17 protein-coding genes are annotated in these 19163 nt (G+C 63.0%); 6 read left to right on the top strand and 11 right to left on the bottom strand.

What is annotated here, in order from left to right; all coding sequences use genetic code 11:
• The first annotated feature begins 146 nt into the window (after positions 1 to 146).
• The 6 genes from JDO7802_RS08270 (at position 147) to fdhF (ending at position 7666) form a co-directional block, all read left to right on the top strand.
• Positions 147 to 1442 (top strand): NAD(P)/FAD-dependent oxidoreductase, encoded by a 1296-nt coding sequence (locus JDO7802_RS08270; RefSeq protein ID WP_055084399.1) that lies wholly within the window; start codon positions 147 to 149, stop codon positions 1440 to 1442.
• The gene (locus tag JDO7802_RS08265; RefSeq protein WP_055084397.1) at positions 1439 to 2212 is read left to right on the top strand and encodes a DUF1365 domain-containing protein; all 774 of its coding nucleotides are present in this window, start codon (positions 1439 to 1441) and stop codon (positions 2210 to 2212) included. Before JDO7802_RS08270 ends, JDO7802_RS08265 begins: the two co-directional genes overlap by 4 nt.
• The gene (locus tag JDO7802_RS08260) at positions 2209 to 3429 is read left to right on the top strand and encodes an MFS transporter (RefSeq protein WP_055084395.1); all 1221 of its coding nucleotides are present in this window, start codon (positions 2209 to 2211) and stop codon (positions 3427 to 3429) included. The genes JDO7802_RS08265 and JDO7802_RS08260 overlap by 4 nt, the downstream gene beginning before the upstream one ends.
• Positions 3429 to 3995: a DUF3833 family protein gene (locus tag JDO7802_RS08255; protein ID WP_055084845.1), complete on the top strand. Its 567-nt coding sequence runs from the start codon at positions 3429 to 3431 to the stop codon at positions 3993 to 3995. The genes JDO7802_RS08260 and JDO7802_RS08255 overlap by 1 nt, the downstream gene beginning before the upstream one ends.
• A complete protein-coding gene (locus JDO7802_RS08250; RefSeq protein WP_055084390.1) occupies positions 3988 to 4728 on the top strand; it encodes an SDR family NAD(P)-dependent oxidoreductase in 741 nt (246 codons plus the stop codon). The genes JDO7802_RS08255 and JDO7802_RS08250 overlap by 8 nt, the downstream gene beginning before the upstream one ends.
• A gap of 160 nt (positions 4729 to 4888) precedes the next feature.
• A complete protein-coding gene (gene fdhF, locus JDO7802_RS08245) occupies positions 4889 to 7666 on the top strand; it encodes a formate dehydrogenase subunit alpha (RefSeq protein ID WP_055084389.1) in 2778 nt (925 codons plus the stop codon).
• Between the two features lie 153 nt (positions 7667 to 7819).
• On the opposite strand, the gene JDO7802_RS08240 is transcribed toward fdhF, so the two are convergent.
• The 11 genes from JDO7802_RS08240 to nuoH form a co-directional block, all read right to left on the bottom strand.
• A complete protein-coding gene (locus JDO7802_RS08240) occupies positions 7820 to 9496 on the bottom strand; it encodes a ribonuclease J (RefSeq protein WP_055084388.1) in 1677 nt (558 codons plus the stop codon).
• On the bottom strand, positions 9493 to 10266 hold the full coding sequence (locus tag JDO7802_RS08235) for a type III pantothenate kinase (protein ID WP_055084386.1): 774 nt from the start codon (positions 10264 to 10266) through the stop codon (positions 9493 to 9495). The genes JDO7802_RS08240 and JDO7802_RS08235 overlap by 4 nt, the downstream gene beginning before the upstream one ends.
• Positions 10257 to 11033, bottom strand: coding sequence for a biotin--[acetyl-CoA-carboxylase] ligase (locus JDO7802_RS08230; protein ID WP_055084385.1), 777 nt, complete (start codon positions 11031 to 11033; stop codon positions 10257 to 10259). Before JDO7802_RS08230 ends, JDO7802_RS08235 begins: the two co-directional genes overlap by 10 nt.
• Positions 11033 to 12463: an NADH-quinone oxidoreductase subunit NuoN gene (gene nuoN / locus JDO7802_RS08225; RefSeq protein ID WP_055084383.1), complete on the bottom strand. Its 1431-nt coding sequence runs from the start codon at positions 12461 to 12463 to the stop codon at positions 11033 to 11035. The genes JDO7802_RS08230 and nuoN overlap by 1 nt, the downstream gene beginning before the upstream one ends.
• A 9-nt stretch (positions 12464 to 12472) precedes the next feature.
• Complete coding sequence (locus JDO7802_RS08220) at positions 12473 to 14020, bottom strand: NADH-quinone oxidoreductase subunit M (RefSeq protein WP_055084381.1); 1548 nt, start codon at positions 14018 to 14020, stop codon at positions 12473 to 12475.
• Positions 14021 to 14026: 6 nt separating this feature from the next.
• On the bottom strand, positions 14027 to 16129 hold the full coding sequence (gene nuoL, locus JDO7802_RS08215) for an NADH-quinone oxidoreductase subunit L (RefSeq protein WP_055084379.1): 2103 nt from the start codon (positions 16127 to 16129) through the stop codon (positions 14027 to 14029).
• A 4-nt stretch (positions 16130 to 16133) separates the two neighbouring features.
• A complete protein-coding gene (gene nuoK / locus JDO7802_RS08210) occupies positions 16134 to 16439 on the bottom strand; it encodes an NADH-quinone oxidoreductase subunit NuoK (protein ID WP_055084843.1) in 306 nt (101 codons plus the stop codon).
• Between the two features lie 175 nt (positions 16440 to 16614).
• Positions 16615 to 17229 carry an NADH-quinone oxidoreductase subunit J gene (locus JDO7802_RS08205; protein ID WP_055084377.1) on the bottom strand — a complete coding sequence of 205 codons (615 nt, stop codon included), beginning with the start codon at positions 17227 to 17229 and terminating at the stop codon, positions 16615 to 16617.
• The gene (locus JDO7802_RS08200; protein WP_055084375.1) at positions 17226 to 17621 is read right to left on the bottom strand and encodes a carboxymuconolactone decarboxylase family protein; all 396 of its coding nucleotides are present in this window, start codon (positions 17619 to 17621) and stop codon (positions 17226 to 17228) included. The genes JDO7802_RS08205 and JDO7802_RS08200 overlap by 4 nt, the downstream gene beginning before the upstream one ends.
• Positions 17618 to 18124: an NADH-quinone oxidoreductase subunit NuoI gene (nuoI, locus tag JDO7802_RS08195; protein WP_055084373.1), complete on the bottom strand. Its 507-nt coding sequence runs from the start codon at positions 18122 to 18124 to the stop codon at positions 17618 to 17620. The genes JDO7802_RS08200 and nuoI overlap by 4 nt, the downstream gene beginning before the upstream one ends.
• A gap of 1 nt (position 18125) precedes the next feature.
• Positions 18126 to 19163 (bottom strand): NADH-quinone oxidoreductase subunit NuoH, encoded by a 1038-nt coding sequence (gene nuoH / locus JDO7802_RS08190; RefSeq protein WP_055084371.1) that lies wholly within the window; start codon positions 19161 to 19163, stop codon positions 18126 to 18128.

Genomic DNA, 19163 nt, shown 5'->3' with positions numbered 1-19163 from the left:
CATGTTATGTGACATTTACGCCGCCTGCGGTTGCTTGGATCACATTTCATGCCATGTCGACGTACACCGGTTCGGCGGAACATGTGATCCTCGGACGTGAACGGCACGTATCCCTCATACGTGCAAGGAAACGAACAGGATACAGGTTGCCCCTTTCGACGAATTCGACCCCGCCCCGCCGCATCGCCGTCATCGGCGGCGGCATCAGCGGCATGGCCGCCGCCCAGGCCCTCGCCCCCGGAAACCAGGTCGTGTTGATCGAAGCGGAGCCGCGGTTGGGTGGTCATGCGCGCACGGTAACGGCCGGCAAGCGCGGCGATCAACCCGTGGACACCGGGTTTATCGTCTTCAACAAGGTGAATTACCCCAATTTGCTGGCCATGTTCACCGACCTGGACGTGCCCATCGCCGACAGCGACATGTCTTTCGCCGCGTCCATCGACGGGGGTCGGGTGGAATATTCGCTGCAGACCGCCGACACGATGTTCGCCCAGCGCCGCAACCTTCTGTCGCCCAAGTTCCTGCGGATGGTGCGCGATATCTTCCGTTTCAACGCCCGCGCCGCCGATGCAGCCAACGACCCGGATCTGCCGCTGCGCGATTTCCTTGACGATCTGGGTGTGGGACAGGCATTTCGGGACTGGTACATCGGCCCGATCTCGGGTGCGATCTGGTCGACGCCCAGTCAGGACGTCATGGATTTCCCGGCGCAGGCCATGATCCGCTTCTTCCGCAATCACGCGTTGCTGTCGCACACCGGTCAGCATGAGTGGTTCACGGTTCAGGGCGGGTCGATCGAATACGTCAACCGCCTGCAGACCCATCTGGAAGGGGCCGGCGTCGACATTCGCCTAGGGGCCCCTGTGCAAGGCATACGCCGCACCGACGGTGGCGCAGACGTGCGCCTGATGGGCGCGGAATGGGAGGCGTTCGACGATGTCGTCCTTGCCACTCATTCCGACGTGTCGCTGTGTCTTTTGTCGGATGCGACGGCGCAGGAAACGGCGCTGCTCTCCAAGGTCCGGTATCAGGACAACGATGCAGTCCTGCACGCCGATGCGTCCGTCATGCCCAAGCTACGCAAGACGTGGGCGTCGTGGAACTATGCCGAACAGGCGGCGCGCCCCGATCGCATCGGGCTGACCTATTGGATGAACCGCTTGCAGCCGATCCCGATGGACGACCCGATCTTCTCGACGCTCAACCCGCAGCAACCCATTCGGGAGGAGCTGATCTATGACCGCAAGGTTTTCCGCCATCCGGTCTATGACCTTGCCATGATGGCTGCGGTCGACGGCATCCGCGCGCGCAACGGGACTGACAACACCTGGTTCTGCGGGGCGTGGATGAAGAATGGCTTTCACGAGGACGGCTTCGCCTCCGCGCTCGACGTGGTGGCCGGGATGGACCGGCGGCGTGCGATGGCCGTCGCGGCGGAGTGACCCGCATACTCGATCATATTCCCGGGACCACGTTTCACGGGCGGACGGCGGAAGGCGTGACCAATCGGTTCAGCTATGGCGTGGACTATGTCCTGCTCGACCCGACCGACGACGGCCCCCTGCCGAAGCTGTTTTCGCGAAACGCGCACGGGTTCGCGCAGGTCCGCGACCGGGATCACGGCGGCCCCCCCGATCAGGGGCGGGGCATGGACTGGGTTGGCGACGTTTTGGCCGAAGCCCTTCCGACCTTCGATCCGGGCCGCATCCTGCTGCTCGCCCAACCGCGTGTTCTGGGGCATGTCTTCAATCCGGTCAGTTTCTGGTTGATCCACGATAGACACGACGATCTGGTCGCCGTGATCGCCGAGGTGACGAACACCTACGGCGACCGGCATTCCTATCTGTGTCACGCGGACGATCTGTCGCCGATCGACGCCAACACGCAGCTACGTGCCGCCAAGCTGATGCATGTATCACCCTTTCAGCCGGTTGAGGGGGACTACGATTTCCGCTTCGACATCCGCCCGAACCGTATCTCTATTCGGATCGGCTACCGACAGGGCAATGGTACGCTGGTCGCCACGCTGACCGGGCCGCGCCGACCGTTGACGAACCGGGCCCTTATCGGGGCGGCCCTGCGTCGGCCGTTCGGCACACGCCGGGTGCTGTGTCTGATCCATTGGCAGGCGCTAAAACTGTGGTGGAAGGGCGCGACTTTCCGGGGCCGGCCCACGCCGCCCGACAGCGAAGTCTCGGGGCGCGGAACGTGACCGCGGGCCTGCCGCGCTATGCGGGGTTCGCCGCCGTTCTGGCGGCGGCGGGACTGCCGATCTACATCCACGCACCCAAATTCTACGTCGATACCTATGGCGTGACGCTGGCACAGCTGTCATTCGCGTTGTTCGCCCTGCGTCTGATCGACCTCGTGCAGGATCCGTTGCTGGGCCGTCTGGCCGAGGTGACGCGCCGCCGTCGCGGTCCGATGGTCCTGGCCGCCGCCACGGTGATGGCGGCTGCGATGCTGATGCTTTTTGCGGTGCCGCCCGCGTTGCCGCCACTGTGGTGGTTCGCCCTGTCGCTCGCCGCGCTGTTTTCGGCGTTTTCGTTTCTGACGATCTGTTTCTATGCCCAAGGCGTCGCCAAGGCCGCTGCCACGCCGAACGGTCACGTTCGTCTGGCCGGCTGGCGCGAGACGGGATCGCTGATCGGGGTCTGCATCGCCGCCGCCCTGCCGTCCGTTTTGGCCGCTACCGGTGCCGCCTTCACCTGGTACGCGATCGCTTTCGCGGCGGCGACGGGTCTCGCCCTGATCGCAATGTGGCCCGAATGGTCGCCGCGCGGGGCCGCGCCACAGGGCAACGGTCTGCGCATCGTTCTGTCGGATGCCCCCGCGCGCCGTCTTCTGCTGATCGCGCTGGTCAACGCGACGCCCGTCGCGGTCACGTCCACGCTGTTCCTGTTCTACGTCGCCGACCGGCTGGGCGCGCCCGGACAAGAGGGACCGTTGCTGTTGCTGTTCTTTCTATCGGCCGCCGCATCGGTGCCGGTCTGGGGCAAGCTGGCCACCCGGTTGGGGTCGCGTCGCACGCTGCTGATTGCGATGGGTCTGGCCATCGTGACATTCGCCTTCGCCCTGCCCCTGGGCACGGGCGACATATGGCTGTTCGCGGCCGTCTGCGTTGCATCCGGGGCCGCCGTGGGGGCGGATCTGTCGTTGCTGCCCGCTCTGTTCGCCCGCCGAATGGAAATCATCGCGCCGACCGCCGCCGATGGCTTCGGCCTCTGGTCGTTCGTCAACAAGGCCACGTTGGCCATCGCGGCAATCGCGCTGTTCCCGGTGCTGGACGCGGCGGGCTTCGTTCCGGGGGAACAAAACACGACGTCGGCGCTTTGGTCTCTTACATTCCTCTATGCAGGTGTACCGCTCGCCCTGAAAACCCTCGCCCTCGTCCTGATGGCGCGCACCGGTTCGGAGATCGACGCATGATGATGACATTCCTTTTCGTGCTCGCCATCCTGACCGCCCTCGCTCTGGTGGTCGTCGTGCGTAATTTGACCGGTTTCGCATCCCAAACGGGTGCCGAATATGTCGACAACGAACCCACGCTGGACTTGCCCCGCCACCTGTCGGGTCCGATGACCTGCGAGGGGATGATTTTCGGACCCACGGGGCGCGTGACGTCCCGGTTCACCGCCGACATGAATATCGTCTGGGACGGGCCCAAAGGCGTCATGTCCGAGACATTTCAATACGACGATGGCACGACACAGACCCGCGAATGGCATCTGATCGTCGCCGACGACGGCAGCGTCCGGGCGGAGGCGAGCGACGTGATCGGGGCCGGATCGGGCCGGCTTGGCGGCAACGCCCTTGGCCTGCGCTACAAGATCCGCCTGCCCGAAGAAAACGGCGGCCATGTCCTCGACGCGGTCGACTGGATGTATCTTCAGGCCGATGGCGTGATCCTGAACCGCAGTCAGTTCCGCAAATACGGCATCAAGGTAGCAGAGCTTTTCTGCACCATACGACCCAAGGAGAAACCCAATGCGTGATTGGACAGGCAAGCGATACTGGCTGATCGGGGCGTCCGACGGGCTGGGCGCGGCGCTGGCGCACAAGCTGTCGCGCGCGGGGGCCGAGGTGATCCTGTCGGCCCGGTCCGAGGACAAGCTGCGCGCGCTGTCGGACGACTTGCCGGGCAAGAGCAGCGTGGCCCCTTGCGACGCCGCCGATCGCGCCTCGCTGGAGGAGGCCAAGGCCCGGATCGGCGAAATCGACGGCATGGTCTATCTGGCAGGCGTTTACTGGCCCCAGAAGGCGCAGGACTGGAACGGCGAGGAAGTGGAGGCGATGTGCGACATCAACTTCACTGGGGCCGCCCGCGCCGTCGGGACGGTCATCGGCGAAATGGTCGAGCGTGACCGGGGCCACATCGTCCTGACCGGCTCCCTTTCAGGGTTTCGCGGCCTGCCCGGCGCGACGGGCTACGGCGCGTCCAAGGCTGGTGTGATGTGGCTGGCTGAAGGGATGTACGCCGATCTGCGCCACACCGGCGTGACGGTTCAGGTGGCGAACCCCGGTTTCATCAAGACCCGCCTGACCGAAAAGAACGACTTCGACATGCCTTTCCTGATGCAGCCGGAGGAGGCCGCGCAGCACATGTTCGACCTGATGAATGGCGACGATTTCAAGAAGAGTTTCCCGACGGCGTTTTCCTGGCTGTTCCGCGGCGGTCAGTTCCTGCCCGATTGGATGTGGTACGGCCTGATGGCGCGCAAGGACTGACCAAACCGGCCCCTGCGCGCCGTCGACAGGCGGGCCGCCGCGGGACGAGATGTCCATCATCGGAAACCGCGCCCGTCGCTTCGGGGGCGCGCGGCGTCGGGGTTGGGCTTTCGGTCGGCAAACCACGCGCCTAGGATCGTCCCAAACCGGAGGCGCGCCCATGTCCGACACGATCAGGTTCACACTCGACGGCCAGCCCGTCGAAGCACAGCCCGGCTCTTCCATCTGGGAAGTGGCGAACGGTCGTGGCCTGGTCATTCCACACCTGTGCCACAAGCCTGCGCCCGGCTATCGTCCCGACGGAAATTGCCGCGCCTGCATGGTCGAGATCGAGGGCGAACGCACCCTTGCCGCGTCCTGCATCCGGGAGCCGTCGGAGGGCATGGTCGTCACGACGGACAGCGCGCGTGCCAAAAGCGCGCGCAAGATGGTGATCGAGATGTTGCTCGCCGATCAGCCCGAGCGTGCGGTCGCCCACGACACATCATCTCATCTTTGGGACATGGCCGATGCGACGGGCGTCACGACCAGCCGTCTACCGACCTTGGACGCGACGCGTATTCCCCTCCTCGACGACAGCCATGTCGCGATGCAGGTCAATCTGGACGCCTGCATCCAATGCGGCTTGTGCGTGCGGGCCTGCCGCGAGGTGCAGGTCAACGACGTGATCGGCATGGCGGGACGCGGGCACGAGTCCTATCCGGTTTTCGATTTCGACGATCCGATGGGCGAGTCGTCCTGCGTGGCCTGCGGCGAATGCGTCCAGGCCTGTCCGACCGGCGCGTTGATGCCGGGCACGATGATCGGGCCGGATCAGATCGGTGACAGCAAGAATTTCGACGCTGAAACCAAATCGATCTGCCCGTTCTGCGGCGTCGGTTGTCAGGTCTCGCTGAAATCGAAGGACGGCAAGATCGTGAAGGTCGACGGCATCAACGGGCCGGCGAACGAAGGCCGGCTTTGCGTGAAGGGCCGCTTCGGCTTCGATTACATCCACCATCCTCACCGCCTGACCAAACCATTGATCCGGCGGGACGACGCACCGGCCAAGGGGCTGAACGTCGATCCAGGAAACTACGGCGAAGTCTTCCGGGAGGCGACTTGGGACGAAGCGCTGGACGCCGCCGCAAAGGGGCTAAAGGGACGCGGACGTCAGGTTGCAGGCTTCGGATCGGCCAAATGTTCGAACGAGGAAGCCTATCTGTTCCAGAAGTTTATCCGGCAGGGCTTCGGGCACAACAACGTTGATCACTGCACCCGCCTGTGCCACGCATCGTCGGTCGCCGCGCTGATCGAGAATGTCGGATCGGGTGCGGTGACGGCGACCTTCAACGAAATCGAGAATGCGGACGTCGCCATCGTCATCGGCGCGAACCCGGTCGAGAATCATCCCGTCGCGGCAACCTTCTTCAAGCAATTCGCCAAGCGCGGCGGCAAACTGATCGTGCTGGACCCGCGGGGACAGGCGCTCAAGCGTCATTCGTCGCACATGCTGCAATTCCGGCCCGGCGCGGACGTCGCCCTGCTCAATTCGATCATGCATGTCATCGCCGAAGAGGGTCTGGTCGATCGCCAGTATATCGAGGCGATGACCGAAAACTGGGACGCGGAGCGTGAGCATCTGAAAGGCTTTGCGCCCGAAAAGATGGCCGATTTGACCGGCATCGACGCCGCCACGATCCGCGATGTCGCGCGCACCTTCGCCGGGGCGAAATCGGCGATGATCTTCTGGGGCATGGGCGTATCCCAGCACATCCATGGGACCGACAATTCGCGGTGCCTCATCTCTCTGGCGCTTATGACCGGTCAGATCGGGCGGCCCGGCGCGGGCCTGCATCCGCTGCGCGGTCAGAACAACGTGCAGGGTGCATCTGACGCAGGGCTGATCCCGATGTTCCTGCCCGACTACGCGTCGGTGCTGAAAGACGACGTGCGCCAGAAATACGCCGCGCTCTGGGGCGACCAGGGCGGGTTCGACGGAAAGATCGAGGCCGAGAAGGGTCTGACAGTCACGGAAATCCTCGACGCGGTGCACGCGGGCGACATCAAGGCGATGTATGTCTTGGGCGAAAACCCGGCCATGTCGGACCCGGACGTGGATCATGCGCGTGCCGCCCTTGCCGCGCTGGACTGTCTCGTGGTGCAGGACATCTTCCTGACGGAAACGGCGAATTACGCCGACGTCATCCTGCCCGCCGCCGCCTTTGCCGAAAAAACCGGAACGGTGACGAACACCAACCGGCAGGTGCAGATGGGACGTCCCGCCGTAACACCGCCCGGCGATGCGCGGGAGGATTGGGCTATCACGGTCGATCTGGCCAAGCGGTGCGGACTGGACTGGACCTATGCCCACCCCCGCGAGGTCTTCGCCGAAATGAAGCAGGTCATGGCCTCGCTCGACAATATCACGTGGGACCGGTTGGAGCGGGAAGATGCGGTGACATATCCGTCCCTGTCCCCCACTGATCCGGGCCAGGCGATCGTCTTCGGCGATGGCTTTCCCAGGCCCGAAGGACGCGCCAAGTTCACGCCCGCCAACGTCATCGCGCCCGATGAAGTGCCGGATGCAGATTATCCGATGATCCTGACGACCGGCAGACAGCTGGAGCATTGGCACACAGGGTCGATGACACGCCGGTCCAAGGTTCTGGACGCGGTAGAGCCGGAGGCGAATTGTTCGATGCATCCCGGCACCCTGCGCAAACTGGGCGTGGCGCCCGGTGGCTGGGTGCGCCTGTCGACGCGGCGGGGCACGGTGACGCTGATGGCGCGGGCCGACCGGGCGGTGGCACCCGACATGGTGTTCCTGCCCTTCGCCTTCGTAGAGGCGGCGGCCAATCTGCTGACCAATCCGGCGCTGGACCCGGTCGGCAAGATCCCCGAGTTCAAGTTCGCGGCGGTGAAGGTCGAAGCCGCCGATACCGTCGCGGCGGAGTGATCGGATGGAAAAAGGGAAGGACCACAGGCCCTTCCCTTTGGGGAAATACACTCCCCGATCTTGCTTAATGTACGATCCGTGACCCCAAAGCCGTTCGTGGCGCGATGGCGCCGGGATGATATCGGATAACCGACCCCCGACGCCCCTTGGGGATCACTCCGCCGACAGCCGCGTGATCAGAACGGTCACTTCGGGACGTTTCCCGATCTCGTCCTGGGCGACCTTGCGGACGCCCTTGACGATCAGACCTTCTAGCGCTTCGTCGTCATTCGCCGTCCGGGTGTTCACCCGAGCCAACTGACCGGCAAGATGCTCTTCCATGATGTCGGCCAACGACGCCGATCCCCGGACCTGCTCGGGCAGGCCACGAATATCGACCCAGGTGTCCTCCAGGATCTCGTTGTCGTCGTCGACCATCACGGCAACCACCACATGACCGTTCAAGGCCATGCGGATCCGGTCGCGCACGACGCCGTCGAACTGACCCACCAAGGCGGACCCATCCAGATAGGTGCGCCCGGTTTCCACGTGATCGACGACGCGGGGCTCATTGCCCGCAAGGTCGATCATGGTGCCGTTGGGTGCCACGATGCCGATCCGACCGCCGGCGTCGGCGACCTTGGCATGTTCGCGCAGGTGGCGATGTTCACCGTGCATCGGCACGACGATCTGCGGCTGAGTCAGGTTGTGCATGAACTCCAGATCGGGCCGATTGGCGTGACCCGACACATGGTACAGCCCGTCGTCGTCGGTCACGACATCCACGCCCAATTCGGACAGGTTGTTCATGATCCGGGCGACTTCCTTTTCGTTGCCCGGAATCGTCTTGGAGGAGAACAGGAAGGTGTCGCCTTCCTTCAGCTCCATGCCGAAATACTTGCCCCGGCTCAGCTGCGCCGATGCGGCGCGGCGTTCACCCTGGCTGCCGGTGACGATCAGCATCAGGTTTTCGCGCGGAATGTCGGCGGCTTCTTCGGGCGAGATGGTTTTGGGGAAATCCGTCAGGATCCCTTCTTCCCGCGCGGCTTCGGTCATGCGGCGCATGGCGCGACCCATCAGACAGATGGAGCGGCCCGCGGCCTCGCCTGCGATGGCAAGCGATTGAAGGCGCGCGACATTGGACGCGAAAGTCGTGGCCACGAACATGCCGGTGGCCGATTGCACCAGCGGCTTGAGGTTCGGCGCGACTTCAGCTTCGGAGCGGCCTTCGTTCTTGGAGAAGACGTTGGTCGAATCGCACACCAGGGCGCGAACGCCCGGTCGGGCCGCTTCGGCCCAGAGATCGTCACTGAACGGCTGACCCACGACAGGAGAGCGGTCGATCTTGAAATCGCCGGTGTGGATGATGCGACCCGCCGGGCTGTCGATGACGAGCGCATTGGATTCCGGGATCGAGTGGCTGACAGGTAGGAAGCCGACCTTGAAGGGGCCCGCGTCGATCATCTGGGGGAAGGACGGTGCCGTGTGAACGACCTTCGGGTCCTGACCCTTTTCCTGCAGCTTGCGCCGGGCCAGGTTCGCGGTGAACGCGCGGCAATGGATGGGCTTCTTGATCTGCGGATAGAGGTGGCCGACACCGCCCACATGGTCTTCGTGACCATGGGTGATGAACACCGCTTCCAGCCGGTTCAGGTTCTCGGTCAGCCAGGTGATGTCGGGCACGATGATATCGACGCCGGGCGTCGTGTCCATGTCCGGGAAGGCAATGCCCAGATCCACCAGGATCAAACGCTCCTTGCCGGGTTTGCCGTAGCCGTAAACGTAGGCATTCATGCCGATTTCACCCGCCCCGCCAAGGGGAAGGTAGATAAGGCGGTCTCGTCCGCTCATGTGTTTTCCTTATTGTACTTATGGATGACGGTCAGACCGTGCATCGTCAGATCTTCTTCGTAGGCGTCGAACAGGTCTTCGCCCTGCTGGAAAAGAGGTGCCAGCCCACCTGTCGCGATGACTTTCATCGGGCGATCGCGCTCAGCCCTTATTCTTGCTGTGATTTCTTTGATGAGGCCCACATAGCCCCAGAACACGCCCGACTGCATGCAGGCGACGGTGTTGGTGCCCACTACCCGCAAGGGCTGGGTAATGTCCACATGCGGCAACGCGGCTGCGGCCATGTGCAACGCCTCCAGCGACAGGTTGACGCCCGGGGCGATCACGCCCCCGATATAGGCGCCGTCGCTGTCGGCCACATCGAAGGTGGTCGCCGTCCCGAAATCGACGATGATGATGTCACCGCCATGCCGGTTGTAACCTGCGACCGTATTGACCAGGCGGTCCGGTCCGACGGCGGTGCCCGCATCGACGCGGGTGTCGATGGGCAGCTTCGTCTCGGGTTTGCCGACGACCCAGGGCCGCGTGTCGAAGTAGCGGTCGCAGAGGACACGGAGGTTGAAGACCACACGCGGCACGGTCGAGGAGATGATGCAGTCGGTGATGGCGACGTCGATGCCGCGCAAGCTCATCGATGTGCGCAGCCAGGTGTAATATTCGTCGGCCGTGCTTTGATGGTTCGTCGCCCGCCGCCAGGAGTCCACGAAGGCCGTGCCATCCCAGATGGCGAAGACGGTATTGGTGTTGCCGCAGTCGATGGTCAGGAGCATGTGGGCACCTTTGCTTGTCTCGTGTCGAAAAACACATCGCCCGCGGTGATGTGGCGAACGCCCGCGTCCGTCTTCAGGATCAGGTGACCGTCCCCGTCGACGTCGGTGAAGACGCCATGCACCGTCTCGCCCGGCAAGCGCGCGGTCATGGGGTGTCCGACGCGGGCGGCGTAGCGCATCCAATCCTGTCGGATCGGCCCGAATCCCCAAGTGATGAACTGCGCCTCGCGTTCGGCGAAGGCGCGGGCGAGACGACCCAGAAGCGTCGATGGCTCCACCCGCAGGCCCGTCGCCTCCAGCAGGGAGATCGGGGCGACCGCGCCGGGTTCGACTTGGCCCGCATCCGGGGCCGCGATCAGGTTGATGCCGATCCCCATGACCAGAAGGCCCGGCGCAGGACATTCCAGAAGGATACCCGCCAGCTTGCAATCGTTCAGCAGGACGTCGTTCGGCCATTTCAACGACAGACCCGCGACGCCCAGATCGGTCAGCGTATCGTGCAGGGCAAGGGACGCTGTGAAGCTGCGCAGCGCCATCTCCGCCGGACCGCCCGGCGGCTGCCAGACGAGGGAGGCGGCGAAGTTCCCCTTTGGCATGGACCATGCACGCCCGCGACGGCCTTTCGCGGCGGTTTGGCTGCGCGCCATGATCCATGTCGGGATCGCGGGCGCGCGGCGGGCGGCTTCGAGTGAGGTGCTGTCCACCTCCTCCAGAATGACGCGGTCGACCCCGGCGGGCCAATCGGACGCCAACCCGTCTTGCCCCATCAGTTGACCAGCGCGTCCGCCGCCATGGCGGCCAAGGGCTCCAACCCCAGAAGTTCTGGCAGAAGGGCAAGCATCAGAACCGCCGACCCTGCCAATGCGATCATCTGCACCATCGGAACGTCAGGGGCGAAAGGCTCCTCGGCGTCGCCGAAGTACATGAAGAAAACGATCCGCAGATAATAGAACGCGCCGATGACCGACGCCACGACGCCCAAGACGGCAAGCCAGACAAGCTCGGCATCCACTGCCGCCTGCAGCACACCGTACTTGGCAAAGAACCCGAGGGTCGGCGGAATGCCGGCAAGGCTGAACATCAGAACGAGCAGAGCCAGCGCGGCCCCCGGACGGACCTTGGACAGCATTTTGAGCGACGCGATATCGGTGACATCGCGGCCGTCCCGACTCATCGACAGGATGAAGGCGAAGGTGCCGATGTTCATCACCACGTAGATCGCCATGTAGAGAAGCATCGCCTGCACGCCCCCGGCGGTCCCAGCCGCGAGGCCCATCAGGGCATAGCCCATGTGCGCGATCGACGAATAGGCCATCAGCCGCTTGATGTCCTTCTGACCGATCGCCGCGATCGCCCCGACGAACATCGACAGCACCGACAGAAGGGCCACAATCTGCTGCCAATCGGCGACGATGCCCCCGAAGGCGTCGTGGACGACACGTGCGAACATCGCCATGGCCGCGACCTTGGGCGCGGTGGCGAAAAAGGCGGTGACCGGCGTGGGCGAACCTTCGTAGACGTCCGGCGTCCACATGTGGAACGGCGCGGCCGAAACCTTGAAGGCCAGACCGGAGATCATGAAGACCAGACCGAACAAAAGGCCCAGCGGTGCCTCACCAGCCGCCGCCTCGATCACGCCGGGGAACGACAACGTGCCGGCATAGCCGTAGGTGAGCGAGATGCCGTAGAGCAGCAGGCCCGACGACAGCGCGCCCAGAACGAAGTATTTCAGCCCGGCTTCGGTCGACTTGACACTGTCGCGGCGCAGGGACGCGACGACGTAAAGCGCCAGCGACTGCAGCTCCAGCCCCATGTAGATCGTCAGCAGGTTGCCCGAGGACACCATCACCATCATGCCGATGACAGACAGGACGATCAGAAGCGGGTATTCGAATTTCAGCATCCCCGTGCGCGCCAGGTACTCCTGTCCGATGACGAGGACGGCGGCGGCGGACAGCAGGATCGTGACCTGCGCAAAGCGCGCGAACCCGTCCTTCACGATCATGCCGTCGAAGGCGACGCCACTGGCGGACGACAGCGCGATCCAGAGCGCGACGATGGTCAAAACGGCGGCCGTCAGCCAGATCAGCGGTTGGGCCAGCGCGTCCTTTCCGGTGTAGACGGCCCCCAGAAGCGCCCCCATCGCATAGAGCGCCAAGGCGATTTCAGGCAGGATGAGTGTCAGATCGGCTTGCATGGGCGGGCCTCAGTTGTCGACCGTGGCGACATCGGTCGTCAGGACGATATCGGCGGTGGCGAACTCATAGGTATCGACAAGATCGGACACCGAGGGTCCGATGATGTCGGTGATCAGGCTGGGATAGACGCCCAGCAGGATGGTGAAGAAGATCAGGGGCGCGAAAATCGCACGCTCCCGACCCGTCATGTCGGTGATGGAGCGCAGGCTTTCCTTGATCAGGTCGCCGAACATGACCCGGCGGTAAAGCCAAAGCGCATAGCACGCCGAGAAGATCACACCCGTGGTGGCAACCAGCGCGACCCAGGTATTGACCTGAAATACGCCCATCAGTGTCAGGAATTCGCCCACGAAACCCGATGTGCCCGGCAGGCCGACGTTGGCCATGGTGAAGAGCATGAAGACAAGGGCGTAGGCCGGCATCCGGTTGACCAGACCGCCGTAGGCGTCGATCTCGCGGGTGTGCATCCGGTCGTAAACGACGCCCACGCACAAAAACAGCGCGCCCGAGATGAAACCATGGCTGATCATCTGAAAGATAGCTCCGTCGACGCCCTGCTGGTTCGCGGCAAAGATGCCCATCGTCACGAAACCCATATGCGCCACCGACGAGTAGGCGATGAGCTTCTTCATGTCCGACTGCATCATCGCGACGAGCGATGCATAGACGATGGCGATGGCCGACAGCCACAGGACCAACGGGCCCATGACCTCCGACCCGACCGGGAACATCGGCAGCGAGAAGCGCAGAAAGCCGTAGCCTCCCATCTTGAGCAAGATCGCCGCAAGGACGACCGAGCCTGCGGTCGGGGCCTGAACGTGGGCATCGGGCAGCCATGTATGGACGGGCCACATCGGCATCTTGACCGCGAAACTGGCGAAAAAGGCGAGCCACATCAGTGTCTGCATTCCACCAACGACATTCAGGCCCAGAACGCTGAGTGGCGCATAGGAAAACTGATGCGTCAGCAGGGTCGGAATATCGGTGGTTCCGGCATCAACGTACATCGCGATCATCGCGACCAGCATCAGGACCGAGCCCAGCAGCGTATAGAGGAAGAACTTGAACGATGCGTAGATGCGGTTCGCCCCGCCCCAGATGCCGATGATCAGGAACATCGGGATCAGACCCGCTTCGAAGAAAACGTAGAACAGGATCAGGTCGAGTGCGCAGAACACGCCGATCATCAGCGATTGCAGCAGCAGAAGCGCGACCATGTAATCCTTCACCCGGTGCGTAACGTCCCAGCACGATGCGATGACCAGCGGCATCAGGAACGTGGTCAGCATGACGAAGAGTACCGAGATGCCGTCGACGCCCATCTTGTACTGCAGTCCGAACACCCAGGCGCGATCTTCGACGAACTGGAAGCCGGTGTTCTGCGGATCGAACCCGGTCAGGATGAAGATCGACACGAGGAACGTGAAGGTCGTCGCCCCAAGGGCTAGCCACTTGGCGTTGCGCTGCGCGGCCGCATCGTCGCCGCGCAGGAACACGGCAAGGATCAGCGCCGCGACCATGGGCGTGAAGGTGACGATGGAGAGGAGGTTTTCCATGGGTCGCTAGTTCCCCGATGCGATGGTCGTCCAGGAGATCAGGACAACGATCCCGATCACCATCGCGAAGGCGTAGGTGAAGATATATCCCGACTGGGCCCGATTGAGCCACTTGGTCGCGAACGGCACGATGCCCATGGCCAGTCCGTTGATCGACCCATCGATGACGGTGCCGTCCCCCCGTTTCCACAAGAAGGTGCCGAGCCGCTTGAAACCGCGAACGAAGACGTAGTTATAAACCTCGTCGAAGTACCATTTGTTGAGCAGCAGCCGGTGCAACGGTGCCAGGTTCGCGGCCCATTGTCCGGGCAACGATGGGCTGCGGATATAGAACATCCACGCCACAAAGAACCCGATCAGCATTTCGATGAACGGGGAAACCTTGACCCAGGCCGGCACCTCATGCGCTTCGTGGATGATGTGGTTTTCGGGGCCGATGTAGATCGCCCCGTCGCCAGGCGTCTGGGGTGCACGCTCCTGCGGCTCCTCCCCATCGGTTGCTTCGGTGGCCGCATTCGCCACGCCGATCAGCCCGCCTTCGAAGGCCGCCTGCACTTCTGCATTGTCGGAAATGCCGAAGAAGCGGTCGACGGTTTCCTGCGATTTGAAGAACGGGCCATAGAACACCATCCCGGCAAAGATCGATCCGACCGCCAAGACGCCCAGCGGGATCGTCATCGTCAGCGGGCTTTCGTGCGCGTGGTGGTGGGTCCGTTTGTCGCCCCGCGGCTTGCCATAGAACGTCAGGAACATCAGCCGCCAGGAATAGAAGCTGGTGAATACCGCCGAGAGTGACAGGGCCAGGAACGGCAGGCCAAGGGCCCCGCCGCCGGCATAGGCCACCTCGATGATGGCATCCTTGCTGACGAAGCCCGCAAAACCCACAGGAAATCCAATGTAGAGAAGCGGGATGCCGACGCCCGTGATGGCGAGCGTTCCGATCATCATCGCCCAGAAGGTCAGCGGGATTTTCTTTCGCAGACCGCCGTAGTTCCGCATGTCCTGTTCGTGGTGCATGGCATGGATGACCGACCCGGCCCCAAGAAACAGCATCGCCTTGAAAAAGGCGTGGGTCAGCAGGTGGAACATCGCGACCGAATAGGCCCCCAGGCCCGCGGCCACGAACATGTAACCCAGCTGCGACATGGTCGAATAGGCGATGACGCGCTTGATGTCGTTCTGGACCAGCCCGATCGTCGCGGCGACGAAGGCGGTCAACGCGCCCATCACGACGACGAAAGCCATGGCAGTCGGCGCGACCTCCATCAGCGGCGACATGCGGCAAACGAGGAACACGCCGGCCGTGACCATGGTTGCCGCATGGATCAGCGCGGACACGGGGGTCGGGCCTTCCATGGCGTCGGGCAGCCATGTGTGCAGGCCCAGTTGCGCCGATTTGCCCATCGCACCGACGAACAGCAGGAAGGCCAGCAGGTTCGCGGCGTTCCAATCGGTCCACAGGAAGCGGATGGTGGTTTCGGCCAATTCCGGCGTGGCGGCGAACACATCATCCAACGCGATGCTGTCGGTCAGGTAGAACAGCCCGAAAATGCCCAGCAGGAAGCCGAAATCGCCGACACGGTTGACGATGAAGGCCTTCATCGCCGCCGCAGACGCAGACGGTTTGCGCCAATAGAATCCGATCAGAAGGTAGGAGGCGACGCCGACCCCTTCCCACCCGAAGAACATCTGCAACAGGTTGTCGGACGTCACCAGCATCAGCATCGAAAAGGTGAAGAACGACAGATAGGCGAAGAAGCGCGGCTTGTAGACCTCCCCTTCCTGCCACTGCGGATCGTGGTCCATGTAGCCGAAGGAATAGAGGTGGACGAGCGACGATACAGTGGTCACCACGATCAGCATCGTCGCCGTCAGTCGGTCCAACCGGATGCCCCAGTCGGTCGCGAGCGAGCCGCTTTCCACCCAAGTCATCAGGGGGATCTGCTGCGTGGTGCCATCGTGGCCCAGAAACACGACCCAAGACAGGATCGCAGCCAGAAACAACAATCCCGTGGCCACGACCATGGCCGCTTTTTCGCCGATGATCTTCCAGCCGAACCCGCAGATCAGCGCCCCGACGAGCGGGGCGAGGAGGATGATGGTGGTCATTGTCTCAGCCCTTCATCACGTTGACGTCTTCGACGTCGATTGTGCCCCGGTTGCGGAAGAAGCAGACTAGGATGGCAAGGCCGATGGCCGCCTCGGCGGCGGCGACCGTCAGAACGAAGAGGGTGAAAACCTGGCCTGTCAGATCGCCCAGGAAGCCCGAAAATGCGACGAAGTTGATGTTCACGGCCAGCAGCATCAGTTCGACCGACATCAGGATGACGATGACGTTCTTGCGGTTCAGGAAGATCCCGAAGATGCCGATGACGAACAACGCCGCTGCCACCGTCAGATAGTGTTCGAGTCCGATCATGTCCGGTCCCTCCGAGGGCATTCGCCCCGCTCGTATTGTTCTTGTCGTCGGTCCCCTAGCGCCCTTGGCGGGTCAGAGGAAGCCGTAGCCGCCAATCAAGATCACAAGAACGACGATCACGATGATGAGTGTGGTGCGGGACATTACGTCTCCTCCTGGATTGACTTCGGGAAGGTCACAGCCCCTGCCCCGGCTTGACGTCGTGGACGTCCATAGCGGTCGCGGGGTCACGCCACATCTGGTGCAGCACGTTCTGGCGCTTGACGTCCTTGCGGTGGCGCAACGTAAGGGCGATGGCCCCGATCATCGCGACCAGCAGGATCAGACCCGAAAGCTGGAACATGACGAAATATTCGTCATAGAGAATGAGACCCAAGGCCTGCGTGTTCAGGACGGGCGGCGTTTCGATCGCCGAAAGACCGGCGGCCATCTCGACCCCTTCGGCCGTTTCCCAGACGCCGTAGGCGATGGCCAGCTGCATCAGCAGGACCACACCGATCAAACCTGCAAGCGGTACGTATTTCGCCATCTCCGCCTTCAGTTCGGCGAAATCGACGTCGAGCATCATGACGACGAACAAGAACAGCACCGCGACCGCGCCCACATAGACGATGATCAGCAGCATCGCGACGAATTCCGCCCCCAGAAGAACGAACAGACCCGCCGTCGACAGAAAGCACAGGATCAGCCAGAGCACCGAATGAACCGGGTTGCGCGACACGACCACGAACAGACCGGCCGTCACGGTGATGATCGCAAAAAGATAGAAGGCGGCGTCAAGGACGGTCATTCCTCGTCCCCCAGTGCGGCATTGGCCAACTCCATCGCCTTGTTCATCGCGGGCAGCCCCCCGAACAGACCCATCAGGCCGATCGTCTCGGCGATCTCCTGTTTGGTGGCACCCTGTTCGGCGGCCTGTCGAACGGTCAGGCGGATCTGCGCCTCGGCCTGCGCGCCCAGCACGGTCAGGCCGGCCAGCGTCAGCAGCATCTTGGTCTTGGCGTCCAGACCCTCGGGGTTCAGGCCCTTGCCCATGAATTGCTCCACCATTTCGGCGGGCATCGTCGGCCAGAGCTTCTCGAACCCGGTGGGCGTGAAATGCTCGAGTGCAGGGTTCATGGTCTTGGCCATGTCCTGCATCTGGCCCATCCAGGCCGCGAACGGATTCTTGGGATCACTCATCGGTAGGGCGCATCCATTTCGAGGTTCTTCGCGATGACCGCTTCCCAACGCTCACCATTGTCGAGCAGCTTTTCCTTGTCGTAGAACAGCTCCTCCCGCGTCTCAGTGGCGTATTCGAAATTCGGGCCTTCGACGATGGCATCGACGGGGCAAGCCTCCTGGCAGAAGCCGCAGAAGATGCATTTGGTCATGTCGATGTCGTAACGCGTCGTACGGCGCGACCCATCCTCGCGCGGCTCGGCGTCGATGGTGATCGCCTGCGCCGGGCAAACCGCTTCGCACAGCTTGCAGGCGATGCAGCGTTCTTCGCCGTTGGGATAGCGGCGCAGCGCGTGTTCGCCGCGGAAGCGCGGACTTTGCGGCCCCTTCTCGTGCGGATAGTTCAGCGTGGCCTTGGGCGCGAAGAAATATTTGAAGCCCAGCCGCATCCCGTTCCAGATGTCCGCCAGGAGAAAATACTTGATGGACCGGTTCCAGTCGATCTGCTGCGTCTGCTGTGTCATATCAGGCCCCCGTGGCCCAGCGGGCCCAGAACCCGCCGAGCACTTCGTAGCGTGCAAGGAATGCCACCAGAACGACCCAGGCGAGCGAGAACGGAAGGAACACCTTCCAGCCCAAACGCATCAATTGATCGTAGCGGTAGCGCGGCACGATGGCCTTCACCATCGCGAAGAGGAAGAAGAAGAACGCCATCTTGGCAACCATCCACAGCGGCCCGTCGGGCAGGAACGGGATGGGGGACAGCCAGCCGCCGAAAAACAGCAGCGAGATCAGCGCGCACATCAGGAAGATGGCGATGTATTCGCCGGCCATGAATAGAAGGAACGGCGTCGACGAATATTCGACCTGGTATCCGGCGACCAGCTCCGATTCCGCTTCCGGCAGGTCGAAGGGTGGGCGGTTCGTCTCGGCCAGGGCCGAAATGAAGAACAGGAAAACCATCGGGAAATGCGGCAGCCAGTACCAGCCGAAGAAGCCCCAGCCGGTGTCCTGCGCCGCGACGATGGCCCCGAAGTTGAGCGAGCCGGTCGACAGGATCACGCCAATGATGACCAGGCCGATCGACACCTCGTAGGAGATCATCTGCGCCGCGGACCGGAGCGAGCCCAGGAACGGATATTTGGAGTTCGACGCCCAGCCGCCCATGATCACGCCGTACACCTCCAGCGAGGAAACGGCGAAGACGTAAAGGATGGCGACGTTGATATCGGCCAACACCCAGGTCGACGAAAACGGGATCACCGCCCAGGCGATCATTGCCAGCACGAAGGAAATCAGCGGGGCCAGCATGAAGACGAAACGGTCCGCGCCGGCCGGAATAACGATTTCCTTGACCACGTATTTCAACGCGTCCGCCACCGTTTGAAGCGCACCCCATGGACCGACGACGTTGGGGCCGCGCCGCATCTGCACAGCCGCCCAGATCTTGCGATCGCCGTAAACGAGGAACAACAGCGAGATCATCACGAAGGCGACCACAGCCAACGTTTGCGCCAGGATGATCAGGGCGATACCGGGTCCAGTCAGAAAGAATTCGCCCAT

The organism is Jannaschia donghaensis (assembly GCF_001403795.1).
Taxonomy (GTDB): Bacteria; Pseudomonadota; Alphaproteobacteria; order Rhodobacterales; family Rhodobacteraceae; genus Jannaschia; species Jannaschia donghaensis.
The sequence above is the reverse complement of the archived record's forward strand: the minus strand, read 5'-3'. Positions and strand labels throughout refer to the sequence as shown.